At 59.0% G+C, this 17,227-nt stretch carries 11 protein-coding genes, 1 tRNA gene and 1 pseudogene; 8 read left to right on the top strand and 5 right to left on the bottom strand.

Translation table 11 applies throughout. The annotated features are described in order from the left end of the window. Position 1: 1 nt before the first annotated feature. The 4 genes from AMK02_RS10100 to AMK02_RS10115 are packed head-to-tail and all read left to right on the top strand — an operon-like array spanning position 2 to position 3,767. The gene (locus tag AMK02_RS10100) at positions 2–316 is read left to right on the top strand and encodes a DUF2849 domain-containing protein (RefSeq protein ID WP_010014500.1); all 315 of its coding nucleotides are present in this window, start codon (positions 2–4) and stop codon (positions 314–316) included. An 8-nt stretch (positions 317–324) separates the two neighbouring features. After that, positions 325–1,995 carry a nitrite/sulfite reductase gene (locus tag AMK02_RS10105; RefSeq protein WP_064802400.1) on the top strand — a complete coding sequence of 557 codons (1,671 nt, stop codon included), beginning with the start codon at positions 325–327 and terminating at the stop codon, positions 1,993–1,995. Positions 1,996–2,005: 10 nt separating this feature from the next. Further along, positions 2,006–2,518, top strand: coding sequence for a DUF934 domain-containing protein (locus AMK02_RS10110; RefSeq protein ID WP_011425236.1), 513 nt, complete (start codon positions 2,006–2,008; stop codon positions 2,516–2,518). Positions 2,519–2,555: 37 nt separating this feature from the next. After that, positions 2,556–3,767, top strand: a complete 1,212-nt coding sequence (locus tag AMK02_RS10115) for a UbiH/UbiF family hydroxylase (RefSeq protein WP_064802402.1) — start codon at positions 2,556–2,558, stop codon at positions 3,765–3,767. Here the strand turns inward: AMK02_RS10115 and AMK02_RS10120 are convergent. Continuing rightward, on the bottom strand, positions 3,735–4,697 hold the full coding sequence (locus AMK02_RS10120) for an AEC family transporter (protein ID WP_064802404.1): 963 nt from the start codon (positions 4,695–4,697) through the stop codon (positions 3,735–3,737). The two genes, AMK02_RS10115 and AMK02_RS10120, sit on opposite strands and share 33 nt — an antisense overlap. A 344-nt stretch (positions 4,698–5,041) precedes the next feature. Between AMK02_RS10120 and AMK02_RS10125 the strand changes: the two genes are divergently transcribed. After that, complete coding sequence (locus AMK02_RS10125) at positions 5,042–8,377, top strand: AAA family ATPase (RefSeq protein WP_189637011.1); 3,336 nt, start codon at positions 5,042–5,044, stop codon at positions 8,375–8,377. A gap of 183 nt (positions 8,378–8,560) precedes the next feature. Here the strand turns inward: AMK02_RS10125 and AMK02_RS30020 are convergent. Further along, positions 8,561–8,713, bottom strand: a pseudogene (locus tag AMK02_RS30020) (cytochrome c biogenesis protein CcdA); the annotation flags it as partial. Between the two features lie 395 nt (positions 8,714–9,108). Between AMK02_RS30020 and AMK02_RS10130 the strand changes: the two are divergent. Further along, positions 9,109–12,573 carry a beta strand repeat-containing protein gene (locus AMK02_RS10130; protein ID WP_064802408.1) on the top strand — a complete coding sequence of 1,155 codons (3,465 nt, stop codon included), beginning with the start codon at positions 9,109–9,111 and terminating at the stop codon, positions 12,571–12,573. Between the two features lie 183 nt (positions 12,574–12,756). On the opposite strand, the gene AMK02_RS10135 is transcribed toward AMK02_RS10130, so the two are convergent. After that, complete coding sequence (locus tag AMK02_RS10135; RefSeq protein WP_064802410.1) at positions 12,757–13,506, bottom strand: cytochrome c biogenesis CcdA family protein; 750 nt, start codon at positions 13,504–13,506, stop codon at positions 12,757–12,759. 210 nt (positions 13,507–13,716) lie between these two features. On the opposite strand from AMK02_RS10135, the gene AMK02_RS10140 reads away from it, so the two are divergent. After that, a tRNA-Lys gene (locus tag AMK02_RS10140) sits at positions 13,717–13,792 on the top strand. Between the two features lie 513 nt (positions 13,793–14,305). Here the strand turns inward: AMK02_RS10140 and AMK02_RS10145 are convergent. Further along, entirely contained in the window at positions 14,306–15,220 is a 915-nt protein-coding gene (locus tag AMK02_RS10145) for a hypothetical protein (protein ID WP_237358346.1), read from the bottom strand. Positions 15,221–15,338: 118 nt separating this feature from the next. On the opposite strand from AMK02_RS10145, the gene AMK02_RS10150 reads away from it, so the two are divergent. Further along, positions 15,339–16,253, top strand: a complete 915-nt coding sequence (locus AMK02_RS10150; RefSeq protein WP_064802413.1) for an AbiTii domain-containing protein — start codon at positions 15,339–15,341, stop codon at positions 16,251–16,253. A gap of 357 nt (positions 16,254–16,610) precedes the next feature. Here the strand turns inward: AMK02_RS10150 and AMK02_RS10155 are convergent, their stop codons facing one another. Then, positions 16,611–17,090 carry a DUF2321 domain-containing protein gene (locus tag AMK02_RS10155; protein ID WP_064802416.1) on the bottom strand — a complete coding sequence of 160 codons (480 nt, stop codon included), beginning with the start codon at positions 17,088–17,090 and terminating at the stop codon, positions 16,611–16,613. Positions 17,091–17,227 lie beyond the last annotated feature (137 nt).

Below are 17,227 nucleotides of genomic sequence, written 5' to 3' on the forward strand. Positions count from 1 at the left end.
TATGGGTGACAAGGTCCTGACCGCCAACCGGCTGACGGACGGCATTGCCGTCTGGCTGGATGCCAACGGCAAATGGTCGACCTCGCTGCAGGAGGCGCTTGTCGCCCGTCACAACGAAGCCGTCGAAGCATTGGAAGCCATTGGCAAAAAGTCCTATGCCGACAATGAGGTCGTTGACGTGGCCGTCGTCGACGTTCAGGAAACCAACGGCATTCTCTGGCCGCTTCGCCTGCGCGAGCGCATCCGCGCGCAAGGGCCGACCATGGAATATGCGCCGGGCTACGCTCCTGCCGATCCCGAATTCATTGCAGTCTGAGGAAGACGATGTACCGTTACGACGAATTTGATCATGCCTTTGTCAGCGAGCGCGTCGAGCAGTTCCGCGACCAGGTTCAGCGCCGCCTTTCCGGCGAGCTAGCCGAGGATGCGTTCAAGCCGCTGCGCCTGATGAACGGCGTCTACCTGCAGCTTCATGCCTACATGCTGCGCATCGCCATTCCCTACGGCACGCTGAGCGCACGTCAGTTGCGCATGCTCGCCCATATCGCCCGCACCTATGACCGCGGCTATGGCCACTTCACTACGCGCCAGAACCTCCAGTTCAACTGGCCGAAGCTGTCGGACATTCCCGATGCGCTGGCCGATCTGGCAAGCGTCGAGATGCACGCGCTGCAGACCTCGGGCAACTGCATCCGAAACGTCACCGCCGACCACTTCGCCGGTGCTGCCGCCGACGAGATCGCTGATCCCAGGCCCTATGCGGAAATCCTGCGCCAGTGGTCGTCCGTCCACCCGGAATTCTCTTTCCTGCCGCGCAAGTTCAAGATCGCCGTGACAGGTGCCGAGCGCGACCGCGCCGCCATCCAGGTCCATGATATCGGCCTGCACCTGAAGAAGAACGACAAGGGCGAGATCGGCTTTGCCGTCTATGTCGGCGGTGGCCAGGGCCGCACGCCGATGATCGCCAAGCTGATCCGCGACTTCCTGCCCGAGGAAGATCTGCTCTCCTACACCACGGCGATCGTGCGGGTGTACAATCTGCACGGCCGGCGCGACAACAAGTACAAGGCCCGCATCAAGATCCTCGTGCACGAGACCGGCGCCGAGGAACTGGCGCGTCAGGTCGAGGCCGAATTCGCCGCTCTGAAGGATAGCGAGCTGAAGCTGCCCGAACAGGATGTCGAGGCGATCGCCGCTTATTTCGCGCTGCCTGACCTGCCCGAGCGTGCCGAGGGCTGGGAAAATCTCGCCCGCTGGAAGAAGGCCGATCCGGCTTTCGCCCGCTGGGTCCAGCAGAATGTGCAGCCGCACAAGAACCCCGATTACGGCATGGTGACGATCTCGCTGAAGCCGATCGGCGGCATTCCGGGCGACGCCACCGACGCGCAGATGGATGCGATCGCCGATCTCGCCGAGGAATATGCCTTCGACGAAATCCGCGTCAGCCATGAGCAGAACCTGATCCTGCCGCATGTGGCGCTGGCCGATCTCGAAGCCGTTTATCGCGGCCTCGTCGCCATCGATCTGGCCGAAGCCAATGCCGGCCTGATCACCGATATCATTGCCTGTCCGGGGCTGGACTACTGCGCGCTCGCCAATGCGCGCTCCATTCCGGTCGCGCAGGAAATCTCCCGTCGTTTCGGCAATCCCGAACGCCAGGCCGAGATCGGCGAGCTGAAGATCAAGATCTCCGGCTGCATCAATGCCTGCGGCCATCACCATGTCGGCCATATCGGCCTGCTCGGTGTCGAGAAGAAGGGCGCCGAACTCTACCAGATCACGCTCGGCGGTTCCGGCGACGAACATACCTCGATCGGCGAGATCATCGGCCGCGGCTTCGAGCCGGACCGGGTGACCGATGCGATCGAGACGATCGTCGACACCTATCTCGGCCTGCGTCTGGATCAATCCGAAACCTTCCTCGCCGCCTATCGCCGCGTTGGGCCGCAGCCTTTCAAGGATGCGCTCTACGGCTCGGCCGCCGAAGCGGCTTAAGGAGGGGATGATGACGAAGATCTGGAGAGAAACCGGTTTTGTCGACAACGATCCCTGGCTGATCGAAACCGACGAGGTGAAGGCAACAGGCGAGCAGAAGCCGCTGCTCAGCCTCGATGAACTGATCGCAAAGGCCGATGGAAGCAACGATGCCGGCCTCGGCGTGCTGATCAAGCCGGCCGACGACGTGCGCCGGCTGGAGCCTTATCTCGATCGCCTCGCAATCGTGGCGGTCGCCTTTCCTGCCTTCAACGACGGCCGCGCCTTCAGCCATGCCTCGCTGCTGCGCCAGCGCCTCGGTTACACCAGCGAGCTGCGCGCCGTCGGCGACGTGCTGATCGACCAGGTGCCGCTGATGCTGCGTGTCGGCATCGACAGCTTTGCCGTGACCAACGCCACGGCGCTGAAGCGGCTTGCCGAAAACCGTCTGCCCGCCATTCCCCATCATTATCAGCCGGCGGTGCGTGACGCCGAAGCCGGCAAGGGCTATAGTTGGCGCCGTCAGGCGAAGCCGGCCGCATAAGCGACGGGTCCGCCTCTTTACGATGGCGGAATATAGCATGAAGACATTCGAAATCGCGGTGATCGGTGGCGGCCTCGCCGGCATGATCGCCGCCATTGCGCTTGGCCGCGGCGGCCGCAGCGTGGCGCTGGTGGCTCCCGTTGCTGCAAAGGAGGACCGGCGCACGACGGCGCTGATGGATCAGTCGATCCGCTTCCTCGACCGCCTGACGCTCTGGGAAAAGCTGCGCTCGGCGGCGGCGCCTCTCACCAGCATGCGCATCATCGACGGCACCGACCGGCTGCTGCGCGCGCCGACCACCACGTTCCGCGCGGCCGAGGTCGGCCTCGGTGCCTTCGGCTACAATTTCCCCAACAAGGCGCTAACCGAGATTCTCGAAGCGGCCACGGCCGGCGAGGGCAATATCACCCGCTTCACCGATATGGCCGAATCGATTGAGATATCAACCGAGAGAGTGTCGATCACGCTTGCCGGCGGCGAGACGCTGACGGCAGATTTCGCCGTTGGCGCCGACGGCCGCGGCTCGAAGCTGCGCGAGGCGGCAAGTATCGGCGTGCGCAACTGGTCCTACCCGCAATCGGCCATGGTGTTGAATTTCGCCCATTCGCTGCCGCACCAGAACATTTCGAGCGAATTCCATACCAAACACGGCCCTTTCACCCAGGTGCCACTGCCAGGAAGCCGCTCCAGCCTTGTCTGGGTGCAGGATCCCGCCGAAGCGGCCGCCCGCCTGGAGCTGCCGCTGGCCGAGCTGGGCTCTCTCGTCGAGACGCAGATGCAGTCGATGCTCGGCAAGGTGAGCATCGAGGAAGGCGTCCAGGTCTGGCCGCTGTCGGGCATGATGGCCCATCGTTTCGGCAAAGGCCGCATCGCGCTGATCGGCGAGGCCGCCCATGTGTTCCCGCCGATCGGGGCGCAGGGGCTGAACCTCAGCCTGCGCGATATCCTGGCGCTCACCGACATTCTCTGCGACCGGGCGGAACTGCCGGTGCCGGCCGATGCCGGCGAAAGCTTCGACCGCCGCCGCCGCGCCGACATCATGACGCGCACGGCGAGCGTCGATCTGCTCAACCGTTCGCTGCTTTCCGATTTCCTCCCCGTGCAGGTGCTGCGCGCCGCAGGCCTGCACATCCTCTCGGCCATTCCGCCGCTGCGCAACCTCGTCATGCGCGAAGGCATCGAGCCCGGCCGTGGTTTTCGCGATATTCCCGATGCTCTACGGGAAAAGCTGAAGCGAAAGAAGGCCTGAGCGGATCGTAATCAGCCAGAGCGAAACGGTGGCCACCGAAAGCACTGTCGTGATCAGGATCGTCGCCGAGGCGCGCTCCTGCCACACCCCATATTGCTGGCCGATGACGAAGACATTGGTCGCCGTCGGCAATGAGGCGAGCAGCACGGCCGCCTGGATCCAGACCGGCTCGAAACCGCCGACAGCGGTCAGCGCGATGAAAACCGCGATCGGATGCAGGATCAGCTTCGCCGGCACGATATAGGAAATCTCCGCCGGAATCCGCTTCAGCGGCCTCAGCGCCAGCGTGACGCCCATGGCGAAGAGGGCGCAGGGAGCAGCTGCCTGAGCGAGGTAGTCGACAAGCCGCTGAAAGGCCAGGGGCTGGTCGATGTGAAAGGCGGCGACGGCAAAGCCTGCCGTCGTCGACAGGATGAACGGATGCAGCGCCACCTTGCGGGCGATATCGGCGGCGAGCCGGCCGGGCGAGCGCTTGTCGTCGCCGGCTGCCGCCATAAGCGCTGGCGCCACGATGAAATGCAGCGCGTTTTCGAAGCAGATGATCAGCGCCACCGGCACGGCAGCGCCTTCGCCGAGCGCCAGCAGCGCCAGCCCAGGCCCCATGTAGCCGATATTGCCATAGGCGCCGGCAAAGGACTGGATGGTGCATTCATCAAGCGGATTGCGGCGCACGAAACAGCCGATGACAAAGAGCAGGACGAAGACCGCATAGGTCGCGGCGATATCGGTGACAATGAAATCGACTCGCGTCAGCTCTTCGATCGGCGTGCGCGAGACGAGCTTGAAGAACAAAGCGGGCAGGGCGGCGTAGATGATGAAGGTGTTCAGCCAGCCGAGCGCCGCGGCCGGCTGCTTCGTCGCCTTTGCGGCGACGTAACCGATCAGGATCAGGCCGAAGAACGGCAGGAGCAGGCTGACGATATCGGCCAAAGGTCTTCCTGAATGGGCTCGACACAAATGTCATTTTGATTTTGTCGGGCATCGATTGCGAAGCATTATTTTTCGGCTGCATCGCAGAAAAGTTGCTGTTTGTCCCGTTAAAAATGTCACGCCCTTGAATTCGAAATTGGCACCCATAGACGCGCCAAGGGCTTGAGGCTTGGTTTTACTGCCCCGTGAATTTGATGCTTGCTTGTGGGCAGAATCCGTCGAGCCTCCTAGACCAGAACCCACCTCGATACTTCCCGCGATATTGGTCTTCCACGCGCGAGCAATTCGCATCGGTATGGGCTAATATGAGGTCGACGGCCGAGTTCAGCCTTTGGAGAGTTGCTATGGACGTTGCCGATTGGCTGCAAGGTCTCGGGCTGGAGCGCTACGAGCAGGCGTTTCGCGACAACGCGATTGACGCCGAGGTCGTGTCCGAGTTGACCGACGCCGACCTCCAGCAGCTCGGTGTGCTACTCGGCCATCGCAAGCGCCTGCTCAAAGCGATAGTGGAGCTGCGGTTATCGACCAGCCATCCGCGTCCCGGCCCTGAGGAGCCAGCAGATCAAAGTCGTGCTGCAGAACCCGTCGCAGAGCGTCGACAGCTGACGGTCATGTTCGTCGATCTTGTCGGCTCGACCGCTCTCGCGTCGCGCGTGGATCCTGAGGACCTGCGTGAGATCCTTGGAGCATATCACTTATCTGTGGCCAATGCGGTCTCCCGCTTCGGCGGCTTCGTCGCCAAGTACATGGGTGATGGGGTGCTGGTGTATTTCGGCTATCCACAGGCAGATGAGAACGCGGTGGAGCAGGCGGTGCGCGCCGGCCTTGCGCTCGTCGACGCTGTCGGGCGGCTGCAGGGGTCGGAGAGATTGCAGGTTCGCATTGGTATCGCAACCGGTGAAGTCGTCGTCGGCGATTTGATCATTTCCGGTGAAGGGCAAGAGCGCGGTGTCGTTGGCGAGACGCCTAATCTCGCCGCCCGCCTTCAGGCACTGGCCGAACCAGACGCGGTAGTGATCGGGCCGCAGACGAGGCAGTTGCTGGGTGATCTTTTCGAATACCGCGATCTTGGGGCCGTCGAAGTCAAAGGATTTGCCTATCCTGTCCATCCCTATCGAGTGCTTCGCGAAAGCGTTGTCGAAAGCAGGTTCGAGGCGCTGCACGGAGCAACGCCGATGCCGCTGGTCGGGCGTGAAGAGGAGATCGAACTGATGCAACGCTCTTGGCGGCGCGCCAAAAGTGGTGAAGGGCGCGTCGTGCTGCTGTCAGGCGAACCGGGCATCGGAAAATCACGTCTCACCGTCACTTTGCAGGAGCGTATCCAGAATGAGCCGCACACCCGGCTACGTTACTTTTGCTCACCGCACCACCAGGACAGTGCACTCCGTCCGATCATTGTGCAGCTCGAACGCGCCGCCGGATTGGAGCGCGACGACACCCTCGAGAGCAAGTTGGAAAAGCTTGCGACGCTGCTGCCCCCCACCTCCCCGGAGGACGGAGCGCTGCTGGCCGAGCTGTTGTCCTTGTCGACCGAGGGCCGCTTCCCACCTCTTCTGCTGACGCCCCAACGTAAGAAGGAGAGAACCTTCGAGGCGCTGCTCGAGCAGCTCGAACATCTGGCGCGACAAGGTCCGGTTCTGATGATTTACGAGGACGTGCACTGGATCGATCCCAGTTCGCGCGAGCTGCTCGACCTTGTTATCGACCGTGTGCAACGCTTGCCGGCGCTGCTTGTCGTGACCTTTCGTCCCGAGTTTCAGGCGCCGTGGACCGGGCAGGCCCACGTCACGATGCTCGTGCTCAATCGGCTCGATCGCCGGGAACGCGCTGCGCTCGTTCAACAAGTGGTCGGCAACGGAGAGCTGCCGAACGAAGTCGTCGCCGAGATCATTGAGCGTACTGATGGGGTGCCACTCTTCGTCGAGGAACTGACGAAGGCAGTGCTGGAGAGCGGCAGCACCAGTACTGCACCTTCGCGGGCGGACATGACCGTGTTGAACGTCCCGGCTACACTACAGGCGTCACTGATGGCGCGGCTCGATCGTCTTGGCCCTGTCGCCAAGGAGGTTGCCCAGATCGCCGCTGTTCTCGGGCGTGAATTCTCCTACGAATTGGTGGCCGCAGTTGCACGGCGGAACGCGGTTGAGCTGGATGGCGCCCTGGATCAGCTAGCTGCCGCAGGCCTCGCGTTCTGTCGCGGGACGCGACCACTGGCCACATACCTCTTCAAGCACGCCCTCGTTCAGGACGCAGCGTATGGCACCCTGTTGCGTGCCAAGCGCCAGGAGTTGCACAGGCGTGTCGCAATCGCGTTGGAGGAACAATGGTCTGAAATCACGGAAGTGCAACCCGAATTGCTTGCACATCACCTTCACAAAGCCGGGGATTTGGCGGGCGCACTCGATTACTGGCAAAAAGCAGGTGCAGCCGCCTTGGCAAGGGCTGCCACACGGGAAGCAGTTTCGCATTATGCCAGTGCTATCGAGTGCTGCAGGCGGCTAGGCAATGTCACCGGCGGCGCGGAGCGGATGACAACGCTCTACCTTGCGATGGCGAATGCCTTGATGCAGGCGGAAGGCTATCGTTCCGAGCGCCTTGCTAAGACGCTCGAAGATGCACGTCTTGCCGCCGCAAACACGACAGGCGTCGAATTGCGATGTGAAGCTGCGCTTTCACTCGCGCCATTTCATTATGCTTCTGGCCACAACCACGATTACCTGGCTTTGGTACAAGAGCAGCTCGCAAACACTTCCACTCTCCTGCCAAAGGCCTATCTGAGTGGCCTTCTGGCCTCAAAGGGAATGGCTCATTTCAACCGGGGAGAACAGTCGCTGGCGCAGGATGCCTTGCGGAATGCGCTGGATCTGCTTGATGGTGTCGACCCAGACCGTCGTATTTTGTTCGCCGGCGCGGATCAGCGTATCTCGGCCCTGGGCTATTTTAGCGAGGCACTGATGATATTGGGTTTCTTTGACGCTGCAATCGAAGCGAAGCAACGCGCGTTTCAAAATGTCGGTCAGCTCGATAAGCCCTTCGACATCGCCTGGTATCTTCTTGAGCGGTGCCAATTGGACGCGCTACTCGGCCAATATGAACAACTGCTTGAAAACGCTAGGGAGATAGTCGAAATTTGTGAACTGCACGGCTACACGGCACGTCGAGGCAGCGGCCTTAGGTGGCGTGGCCATGCCCGCGCGCAACTGGGCGAACTAGACGCTGGTATCGATGATGTCGGGGAGAGTATTATCCTTTGGCGTGGACAGGGCGTTGTTTTTCATACTCCCGAGAAAACATGCGCACTGTGCGATCTACTCCTGCGAGCCGGTCGCCTCGAAGAGGCGTCTCAAATGCTTGATGACATCGACACACTCGTTTCCGATACGGATGAAGCGAGCTACTTGGCAGAATGTGTTCGCCTTCGTGGCCAAATCGCCGCGGGCAGAGGCGACCTGACGGGTGCGACACAGCTATTCGAACAGTCAATTGCGATTGCCCATCGGCAGCAGGCGAGGTTCTTCGAGCTTCGCGCCACAACCCAACTCGCACCAGTTTTAGCGGGACAAGGTCGTGTTGACGAGGCGACGAGGCGTCTGCAATCGGTGGTCCGCACGTTCAACACCAAGTATCCAATCGTCGACCTCATTGCGGCGCAAAGGGCGCTGGCCACCCTCGGCGATTAAAGTGGCACCGCATGCGTTCGTCTTCGCTTATGTAAGGCCACGCCCACGCTGGACCAATCGGTAGGATCGCGGATTGGAACGGCTATTTGGGCCTCAGGCGGCAATGTGCATTGTTATCTGGACACCGCGCTATTTTTAAGCAGCCCACGCACTTCCCGGGGATGTTCAGTGGGTAAGACGGGTTTAGCCGATTTGCATCAGGATCGGAAAGGTCTGCTGGAACCAGATCGCCACATCGCTGACCCAACCGAACAGGAAGGCGAGGCCGGTGAGATCCACCGTGCCGAGATGGCGGCGGAAGCGCGGCAGGAAGCCGGGCAGTGCACCGCGGCGACCCAAGCAACCACGTCCTGTCCCCCGAATGTCATTATCTCGGCAAGAAGCTATCCAATTCGCTTGCGACCAAAAGGATACGGAGAATCATTCGTCGTGTAGTCCAATTGTGTAGCTTTAGCTGATATGAACGGCTGGCTATAATCAGTGGCGGTGCTCTCTAGGAGCATGGGCTCGTGGGCGCGCCTTTGCGATCCAGCCGCCGACCGCACGTTTGGGTCGCCCCGCCCTTCTTTGGTCTCAGTATATCGATGTGCGTCGGCGTAGAGGCGCCTAGTACCTCTAATCAATTTTGGCATGACAATTCGGATAGAATTGAGGGGGGACAAGAAATGCCATCGAGAACCCTGACCACCGCTAGCGACATCGTAACTCTCAGAGGAGCCGCCTCGAACTCCGTGTTCGGAACGATCGGCGCGGGCGCGACCCTCAACAGCGGCGACCGTCTGACCGGTGGCAGCGGGACCGACACGCTCGTCATCTCCGGCGCGGGCTCGTTCGACCTCAACAGCCTCGCCACCTTCACCGGCTTCGAGAATGTCAATCTGACCGGCACGGGCGAGAGCCTGACGCTGAAGAACGGCCAGAACCTGGTCGTGAATGCGGGTAGCGGCAACACGGTGGCCCTCGGGACCGGCAATGACACGGTCAGCTTCACCGGCGGGGCCAACACGGTGAACGGCACGATCGGCGCCACGCTCAACAGCGGCGACCGTCTGACCGGCGGCAGCGGGACCGACACGCTCGTCATCTCCGGCGCGGGCTCGTTTAACCTCAACAGCCTCGCCATTTTCTCCGGCTATGAGAACGTCAACCTGACCGGCACGGGCGAGAGCCTGACGCTCAAGAACGGCCAGAACCTGGCTGTGAACGCGGGCAGCGGCAACACGGTGGCGCTCGGGACTGGCAATGACACCGTCAGCTTTACCGGCGGCACCAACGTGGTCAGTGGCACGATCGGCGCCGGCGCGACATTGAACAGCAGCGACCGTCTGACCGGCGGCAGCGGGACCGACACGCTCGTCATATCGGGCTCGGGCTCATTCGATCTCAACAGCTTCGCCGTCTTCACGGGTTTTGAGAACGTCAATCTGACCGGCACGGGCAAAAGCCTGACGCTTAAGAATGGTCAGAACTTGGCTGTGAACGCGGGTAGCGGCAACACGGTGACGCTTGGGACCGGCAATGAGACGGTCAGCTTCACCGGCGGCACCAACACGGTGACCGGCACCATCGGGGCCGGCGCGACATTGAACAGCAGCGACCGTCTGAGCGGGGGCAGTGGCACCGACACGCTCGTCATCTCCGGCGCGGGCTCGTTCGACCTCAACAGCCTCCCAATTTTCGCCGGCTTTGAGAATGTCAATCTGACCGGCGCGGGGGTGAGCCTGACGCTGAAGAATGGTCAGAACCTTGCGGTCAACGCCGGTAGCGGCAACGCGGTGACGCTCGGGACCGGCAATGACACGGTCGGCTTCGCCGGCGGCACCAACACGGTCGGCGGCACGATCGGCGCCGGCGCGACGCTGAACAATGGGGATCGCCTCACTGGTGGCCTCGGCACCGACATGCTGGTGATCTCCGGGTCGGGGTCTGTCGACCTCAACAGCCTTATCGCTTTCACCGGTTTTGAGAACGTCAACCTCACTGGCACGGGCGAGAGCCTGACTCTCAAAAATGGGCAGAACCTGGCCATCAACGCGGGTAGCGGCAACACCGTCACTTTGGGAGCATCGGACAATGGAGTGACTATCAGCATTGCCGGTGACACCGACACGATCAACATCATGGGCTCCAACGATACTGTCTCCGTTGCAGGCACCCACGACCGTGTGACCGTTTCAGGTGACAACAATGCCATCACGGTAGGAACCTACTACGACAATCCCGACGCGAACGAAGTCCACGTCACCGGCAGCAATGACAGCTTGGTGTTCCAGGGTGGCTTCGGCAACGTCATCAGCATGGAAGGTGCCAGCGATCAACTGCTGGTGAGCGGTTTCTACAACACCATCAACATCTCCGGTACCGACGGCACCTCAAAGCTCTACGGCTACGGGCACACGGTTTCGGTCTCGTCCAGCAACACGACGCAGACCCTCTATGCCTATAACGATACGATAAGCGTCAGCGGCAACGGTCTCACTCTAAACTTCATCACTGACCCGAACCCTGGCAACCCATCCGGCAGCAATCACCTCACCGTGACCGGCGGCGGTGATACAATCTCGCTCGTCGGTCCGCAGAACACCGTGGATTTCACGGCCCTGAATACGACCCTTAACCTCACTCTGAGCGATAGCACCGCCAACATCATCGGCTCCAACGACGCCGTCTCCGTTGCAGGCTCCCGCGACCGTGTGACCGTTTCAGGTGATAACAATGCTGTCACGGTGGGGACTTACTACGACAATCCCGACGCGAACGAAGTCCATGTCACCGGCAGCAACGACAGTCTGGTGTTCGTGGGCGGATTCGGCAATATCATCAGCATGGAAGGCGCCAGCGACCAACTCCGGGTGATCGGCTTCTACAACACCATCAGCATCTCCGGCACCAGCGGCACCTCAAAGCTCTACGGCTACGGGCACACGGTTTCGATCTCGTCCAGCAACACGACGCAGACCCTGTATGCCTATAACGATTCGATAAGCGTCAGCGGCAACGGTCTCACGCTAAACTTCATCACCGATCCCGACCCTGGCAACCCATCCGGCAGCAATCACCTCACGGTGACCGGCGGCGGCGATACAATCTCGCTCGTCGGTCCGCAGAACACCGTGGATTTTACAGCCCTGAATACGACCCTTAACCTCACTCTAAGCGACAGCACCGCCAACATGATCGGCTCCAATGATACCGTTTCCATTGCGGGCACCCACGACCTTGTGACCGTTTCAGGCGACAACAATGCCATCACGGTAGGAACCTACTACGACAATCGCGACGCGAACGAAGTCCATGTCACCGGCAGCAACGACAGCTTGGCGTTCATAGGCGGCTTCGGCAATATCATCAGCATGGAAGGTGCCGGCGACCAACTGCGGGTGGGCGGCTTCTACAACACGATCAACATCTCCGGCACCGACGGCACCTCAAAGCTTTACGGCTACGGGCACACGGTTTCGGTCTCGTCCAGCAATACGACGCAGACCCTGTATGCCTATAACGATACGATAAGCGTAAGCGGCAACGATCTAACGCTAAACTTCATCACCGATCCCGACCCAGGCAACCCATCAGGAAGACACCACCTCACCGTGACCGGCAGCGGCGATACAATCTCGCTCGTCGGTCCGCAAAACACCGTGGATTTCACGGCCCTGAATACGACGCTTAACCTCACTCTGGGCAACAGCACCGCCAACATTATCGGTTCCAATGATACGGTGACACTCTCGGGCAACAGCAACATCGTGAAACTGCAGGCTGATGGCGACGTTGCAAACATTACCGGTGACGGTAATACCGTGAACGTCTCGGCGAACAGTGACAACGTCGTCCTGAACGGCGCGGGAAACACCGTCAATCTGCTTGGCTCCAACACGGCCATTCGGCTCGGGTCACCCGATGATGGACTGGATTACGCGATTGGTTTCACGTCAGGCGATATCTTCCAATTCGGCCACACCCAATACGGCGGGGGTCTTGCAGGGGGCGGCGCCGATGTTGGTATCTTAGACTCGTCCCACTTCGTTGCGAACGATACAGGATCGGTCAATGCGGACCAAGTTTTCTGGTTCAACACCGCCAATGACGTCCTTTACTACGATGCGGACGGCAGTGGCTCCGATCAAGCTTTGGAGCTCGTTGCAATGGATGCAGGCCATTTGCTTAGATATACAGATATATTCATCGTGTGATTATCGCAGCTTAGGGCCAATTTGTCTGCGGCGGGGCAGCTTCCGTGTTGTCTCGCTCAGTCTGTGGGCTGCGGCTAGTCTGACTTTTTTATCGGAGCAATGTGCACTGTTATCTGGGCACCGCTATTTCTGAGGAGTCCACGCATTTTGAGTGCGCGGCGATAATCGGTGGCTAACACCGGTTTAGCCGATTTGCATCAGGATCGGAAAGGTCTGCTGGAACCAGATCGCCACATCGCTGACCCAGCCGAACAGGAAAGCGAGGCCGGTGAGGATGAGGAAGACGCCCATCACCTTTTCCACGGTGCCGAGATGGCGGCGGAAGCGCGACAGGAAGCGCATGAAGGCGCCGGAAAAGCCGGCGGCGATCCAGAAGGGAATCGCAAGACCCAGCGAATAGATGGCGAGCAACCCGGCGCCGGAGCCGACCGTCTCGCGCGAGGCGGCGACACCGAGAATCGCGCCGAGCACCGGCCCGATGCAGGGCGTCCAGCCGAAGGCGAAGGCAAGGCCCATGACGTAGGCGCCGGTCAGTGTCGCCGGTTTGCCGCCGCCCTGGAAGCGCGCCTCGCGGCCCAGAAATCCGATTCGGAAGAGGCTGAGGAAATTCAGCCCCATGACGATGATGATCAGTCCGCCGATCTTGGAGAGCAGGTCGAGATGCTGGCGAAGCGCCATGCCTATGCTGGAAGCTCCGGCGCCGAGCGCCACGAAAACGGTGGCAAAGCCGAGCGTGAAGAATAGCGCCGAGAACAGCACGCCGCGCCTGACGTCGGGCGCCACCGCCACCGCGGAGCCTCCCCGGAACTGCTCTACCGATATGCCGGCCATATAGCAGAGATAGGGCGGGACGAGGGGGAGTACGCAGGGTGAAAGGAAAGAAAGCGCCCCTGCTATCAAGGCGCTCCACAGGGAAATATCGGCAATCGACACGCATTCTCTCCGGCTGCATCTGCGCCCTGTTCCTAGCGTCGCAGGCTCGGGATTGCCAATCACCTTTTTGCGTGGGCGAGAAATCTGCCTTTGCGTGCGAGAGAAATATGCCCTAGCTTCGCAAAAGCCGAATTTTTCGGTTGACCGCAATGGGTCACCTGCCTATGTTCCGCCCACTTCCAGCCGCGGTGCCTCACACCTGCGGAGAGGGAGAGCGTAGCTCAGCCGGTAGAGCAACTGACTTTTAATCAGTAGGTCTCGGGTTCGAACCCCGACGCTCTCACCAAATATTTCAATAACATAGGTAGATCATGCGGCGTCAGTGGATTTATGCCGGCAACCACATGGCAACCAATCGCAGCCGAAAGCCCAAACGAAATGCACGCGTTGCCCAATGGCAATGATGTAATTCCTGCGACTTCTTTTAAAATCCCTGGACCAGCAATCGGTCCCATAGCTGCTGCGCTCGCGGGCGATGAGGCGGCTGCGGTCACCAAGCTCAACCAGCTAAATCGCTGAAGTGTCGTAGCGGCTGACGATCGAAACTCGGCCACTGCCAGCGGTTAGATACGGCGGCGAACGATGCCCTTGAGATACATTTGCTTTCGCCAAAAGAAAGCGGCGAGCCGCTGGCATATTTCATGCGAGACTCAGGCGCCTTAGACCGGCGCACCCCGAGTCACGTGCCGCGCGAAAACGCAGGAACCGCATCCAGCCCGGATCGCCCAGTACCCGAGCGGTCATTTCAGTAGCCAGCTATTGGCCCTTTGTTCAGAGTTCGCAAGCAAGTTAGGTTTCCCTACCCGCCTTTGAGGAAACGTTTTGTCACGTATGCGGTGTGAGCAGCTTCGATACGCGTTACGACACCCATCATCAGGTCCTTCAGGATGGTTACATGCTCATCCTCTATGAGAGTGTCTCTGCCTTCGTTGTCGCGGCCACTCCTATGTACGAGGTCATGACGCATCTTGATGATGTCGAGTAATTCCTTCTCGTGTTCCTCGTTCTCAAACAGTTTGATTTTCAGCACTGCCTTGTAGAATTCGGCAACTTTGGCGAGGTCGTGGAATGAAAAGCGCTGCAGGTAGTTCTTAGTAGCGGTCGCCACATAGTTGGGGTCTTTGGCGATATCGATGAGTTTTGGTTGCGTATCACGAAGGGCAGGAGTTGCCCCGACCAGCGCAAGCAGTTTGTCATTATCGCTGGTTACCGTCTTGATGAGCCGGTCGCTTAGATACGCCTCAACCGCGATAATGTGCTGGAGGCAGACCATTTTGTAAAACGCAGGTCGAGCGCTTGGCATGATCTCGGAGCCGTGTTGGAGATTATCCAACTCCCGGATGGTAGCGTTGTAGACGCCATACGGGTCGTCAGGCTTGTACTCGGCAAGATAGTCGTCGTACTCCTGCTCAAAGGTGTTGTCGGAGAATTCTACCTGCGTGTCTGGATACCCTTTAATGGAGACCTCTTTGCCAACGCCAGAAGCGCGGACGACTACTGCAAATTGCTCGTTACAATCTTCACAAACAATGCTGGTCTCAGCATAACCTATTCCGTCAGAGGCCCGATCCGTTGTGATGTCGAACGTTGCATCCTCAACGTGGTATTCCAGAATGTTCTGACAACCCGCGTTAGGGCAAGTGAAGTTCACGAGCAGACCTGCGTCGGCGGCGTGCATCAGGTCTTTTATGCTGACCATATTAGAAAATTCCATCTGCTGCTCTTTGGTCGTCCTGACCCGAAGCGTATTAAAACAAGAGGGATTATAATCAGCCCCTAGTGGTTGTAACTACGCAGACCTATATTTTGCTGAGACAATTTGAGGGGGATATATGGGTTTGCTGGCCGACATACAAAGCGACGCCGTTTCCGACAATGCCAACGTCGCTACGCTTCTCCGAAAGTGCATGTTGCTTGCACATCAACTCGACAGTGAACTTTTGGAGGACTGGGTTCGTTACGAATTAAAGGGCTATCCCGAGAATGCCGAAGTGCCCGACTATCGGGAAATGGGCCTAAACTTCAAAATTAGCGCAAGTAACCGAGCGTGGCAGGCGACAAATCAACCCGTCCCGCAATTGCTTGTAAATCAGGCCGTGGGCAATGATCAATTTCACATATTTAAATGTCGCCAAGCAGTTGGCACGATAGACGTCGACAAGATCAAAGGCAGCGACAACAAGGTGACGATTAATTTGGACAACTACGCACTGATATTACATGGGAAGGTGTACGATGAGAGTTATAGTATTCAACGGTTCTGGGCGGAAGTGCCATCATCGGGGGTTATCGGCATAATCGACGCTGTAAAGAACCGAGTTCTCGAATTTACATTGGCATTACAAAAGAGATATCCCAGCGCAGGCGAGGTGGACGGCATGAAGACGAGCGAACCAGCGGTACAACAGGCCATCAGCCAAATCTTTCACACCACCATTAATGGGAATGCCGGTGTGATCGGAACGGCCAATAATTCGACGGTGAACGTCACTGTCAATAAGGGGAATATGCAAGACCTTCGCAACCAACTCGCTCAACATGGCGTGGAAGAGGATGACCTGATCGAACTTGAGGCCGCAGTCAATGCAGAGGGGACAATCGAAGGAAATAAGACGTTTGGTCCAAAGGTAACGAAATGGGTTGGCAAGATGTTGGGTAAAGCGGCATCAGGAGCATGGTCTGCTGGATTGGGTGCAGGTGGCGCATTGTTGGAAAGAGCGCTTCTTGGCTATTACGGATACTCTTGATGTAGCGTTTGTGGATTGGCGAGCTAAAGTCGGGCTAAACTGAGCGGTCGACTGTTCAGCTTATCGTCCAGAATTCTGACGCGGATGACGCCCGACGCATTGTCCTGTTATTAAGCGTCTTACTCCGTCTATCTCTTCAGACAAGCTTCGGATCATCTCGATCGTAAGAGTGTGCACTGAGCCATCAGTCGCCGCACAGACCACCACTGCGCTACCTATTTCCCATGGGTCGGAACGCCCAAAGCTCGTATGGGCACAAAAGCACAATGACTCCAATTGCAATCCAGCCCTCTGCACACTGCACTGCCACATCGGGCCCCTGACGGGTTTCGTATGGCCACGCGCGGCATCCTGAGGCTACCAGCCAAGCGCTTTCTTTGCAGCTTCTGTAACGATGCCAACAAGAATGTCTTTTATACCACCTCCAATGATGGGACCTGCCTTCTCAAGCATCTTCTTCACACGCACGACCGCCACAGCAGTCTGTGGGGTATCTGAAGTGAGCGCTATGAGAGCTGCCTTTGCTCTATCAAGGTCAGCTCGATCAATTTCCACGATCTCATCCGCCAATTCTTGGGCTGCCTGAATCTGGCGCTCTGTCCAGGGGAAGGGTTTGCCGCAGTCATGGCAGAAGCTTGTCACCTTAAATGGGTCGGTGAACGAGACGTATCCGTCGTAGATGTGATCGCCGCGCAACTTACTCTCGCAATTGGGGCAAGCATGAATTTCGGGTTCGCCGCAGGTAGGGCAAAATTTCGAGGTGTCGGCGTCGCCGTACTCCCCAGTGATTTTATGGCCATTGAGGCAGGCTTGACCAATTCTGAAGTACTCGGCCACCGGGAATCGCTCGCTAGTTGAAATTAATCAAAGGTAATCAAACGTGGCACGCGGTGGCAAGAGAAAGGGCGTCGGACGCCTCAGTTGCATGCTTCATTCGCATATTCTGAGGGCGTGACCATATGTCGTTGCATCAA

This window comes from Rhizobium sp. N731 (assembly GCF_001664145.1).
GTDB classification, from domain to species: domain Bacteria; phylum Pseudomonadota; class Alphaproteobacteria; order Rhizobiales; family Rhizobiaceae; genus Rhizobium; species Rhizobium esperanzae.

What these genes read in the sequence shown, in the direction of transcription:
- AMK02_RS10145 (WP_237358346.1), bottom strand. Translation starts at nt 15,220, where the DNA reads ATGGAATTTTCTAATATGGTCAGCATAAAAGACCTGATGCACGCCGCC.
- AMK02_RS10110 (WP_011425236.1), top strand. Translation starts at nt 2,006, where the DNA reads ATGACGAAGATCTGGAGAGAAACCGGTTTTGTCGACAACGATCCCTGG.
- AMK02_RS10115 (WP_064802402.1), top strand. Translation starts at nt 2,556, where the DNA reads ATGAAGACATTCGAAATCGCGGTGATCGGTGGCGGCCTCGCCGGCATG.
- AMK02_RS10100 (WP_010014500.1), top strand. Translation starts at nt 2, where the DNA reads ATGGGTGACAAGGTCCTGACCGCCAACCGGCTGACGGACGGCATTGCC.
- AMK02_RS10150 (WP_064802413.1), top strand. Translation starts at nt 15,339, where the DNA reads ATGGGTTTGCTGGCCGACATACAAAGCGACGCCGTTTCCGACAATGCC.
- AMK02_RS10105 (WP_064802400.1), top strand. Translation starts at nt 325, where the DNA reads ATGTACCGTTACGACGAATTTGATCATGCCTTTGTCAGCGAGCGCGTC.
- AMK02_RS10125 (WP_189637011.1), top strand. Translation starts at nt 5,042, where the DNA reads ATGGACGTTGCCGATTGGCTGCAAGGTCTCGGGCTGGAGCGCTACGAG.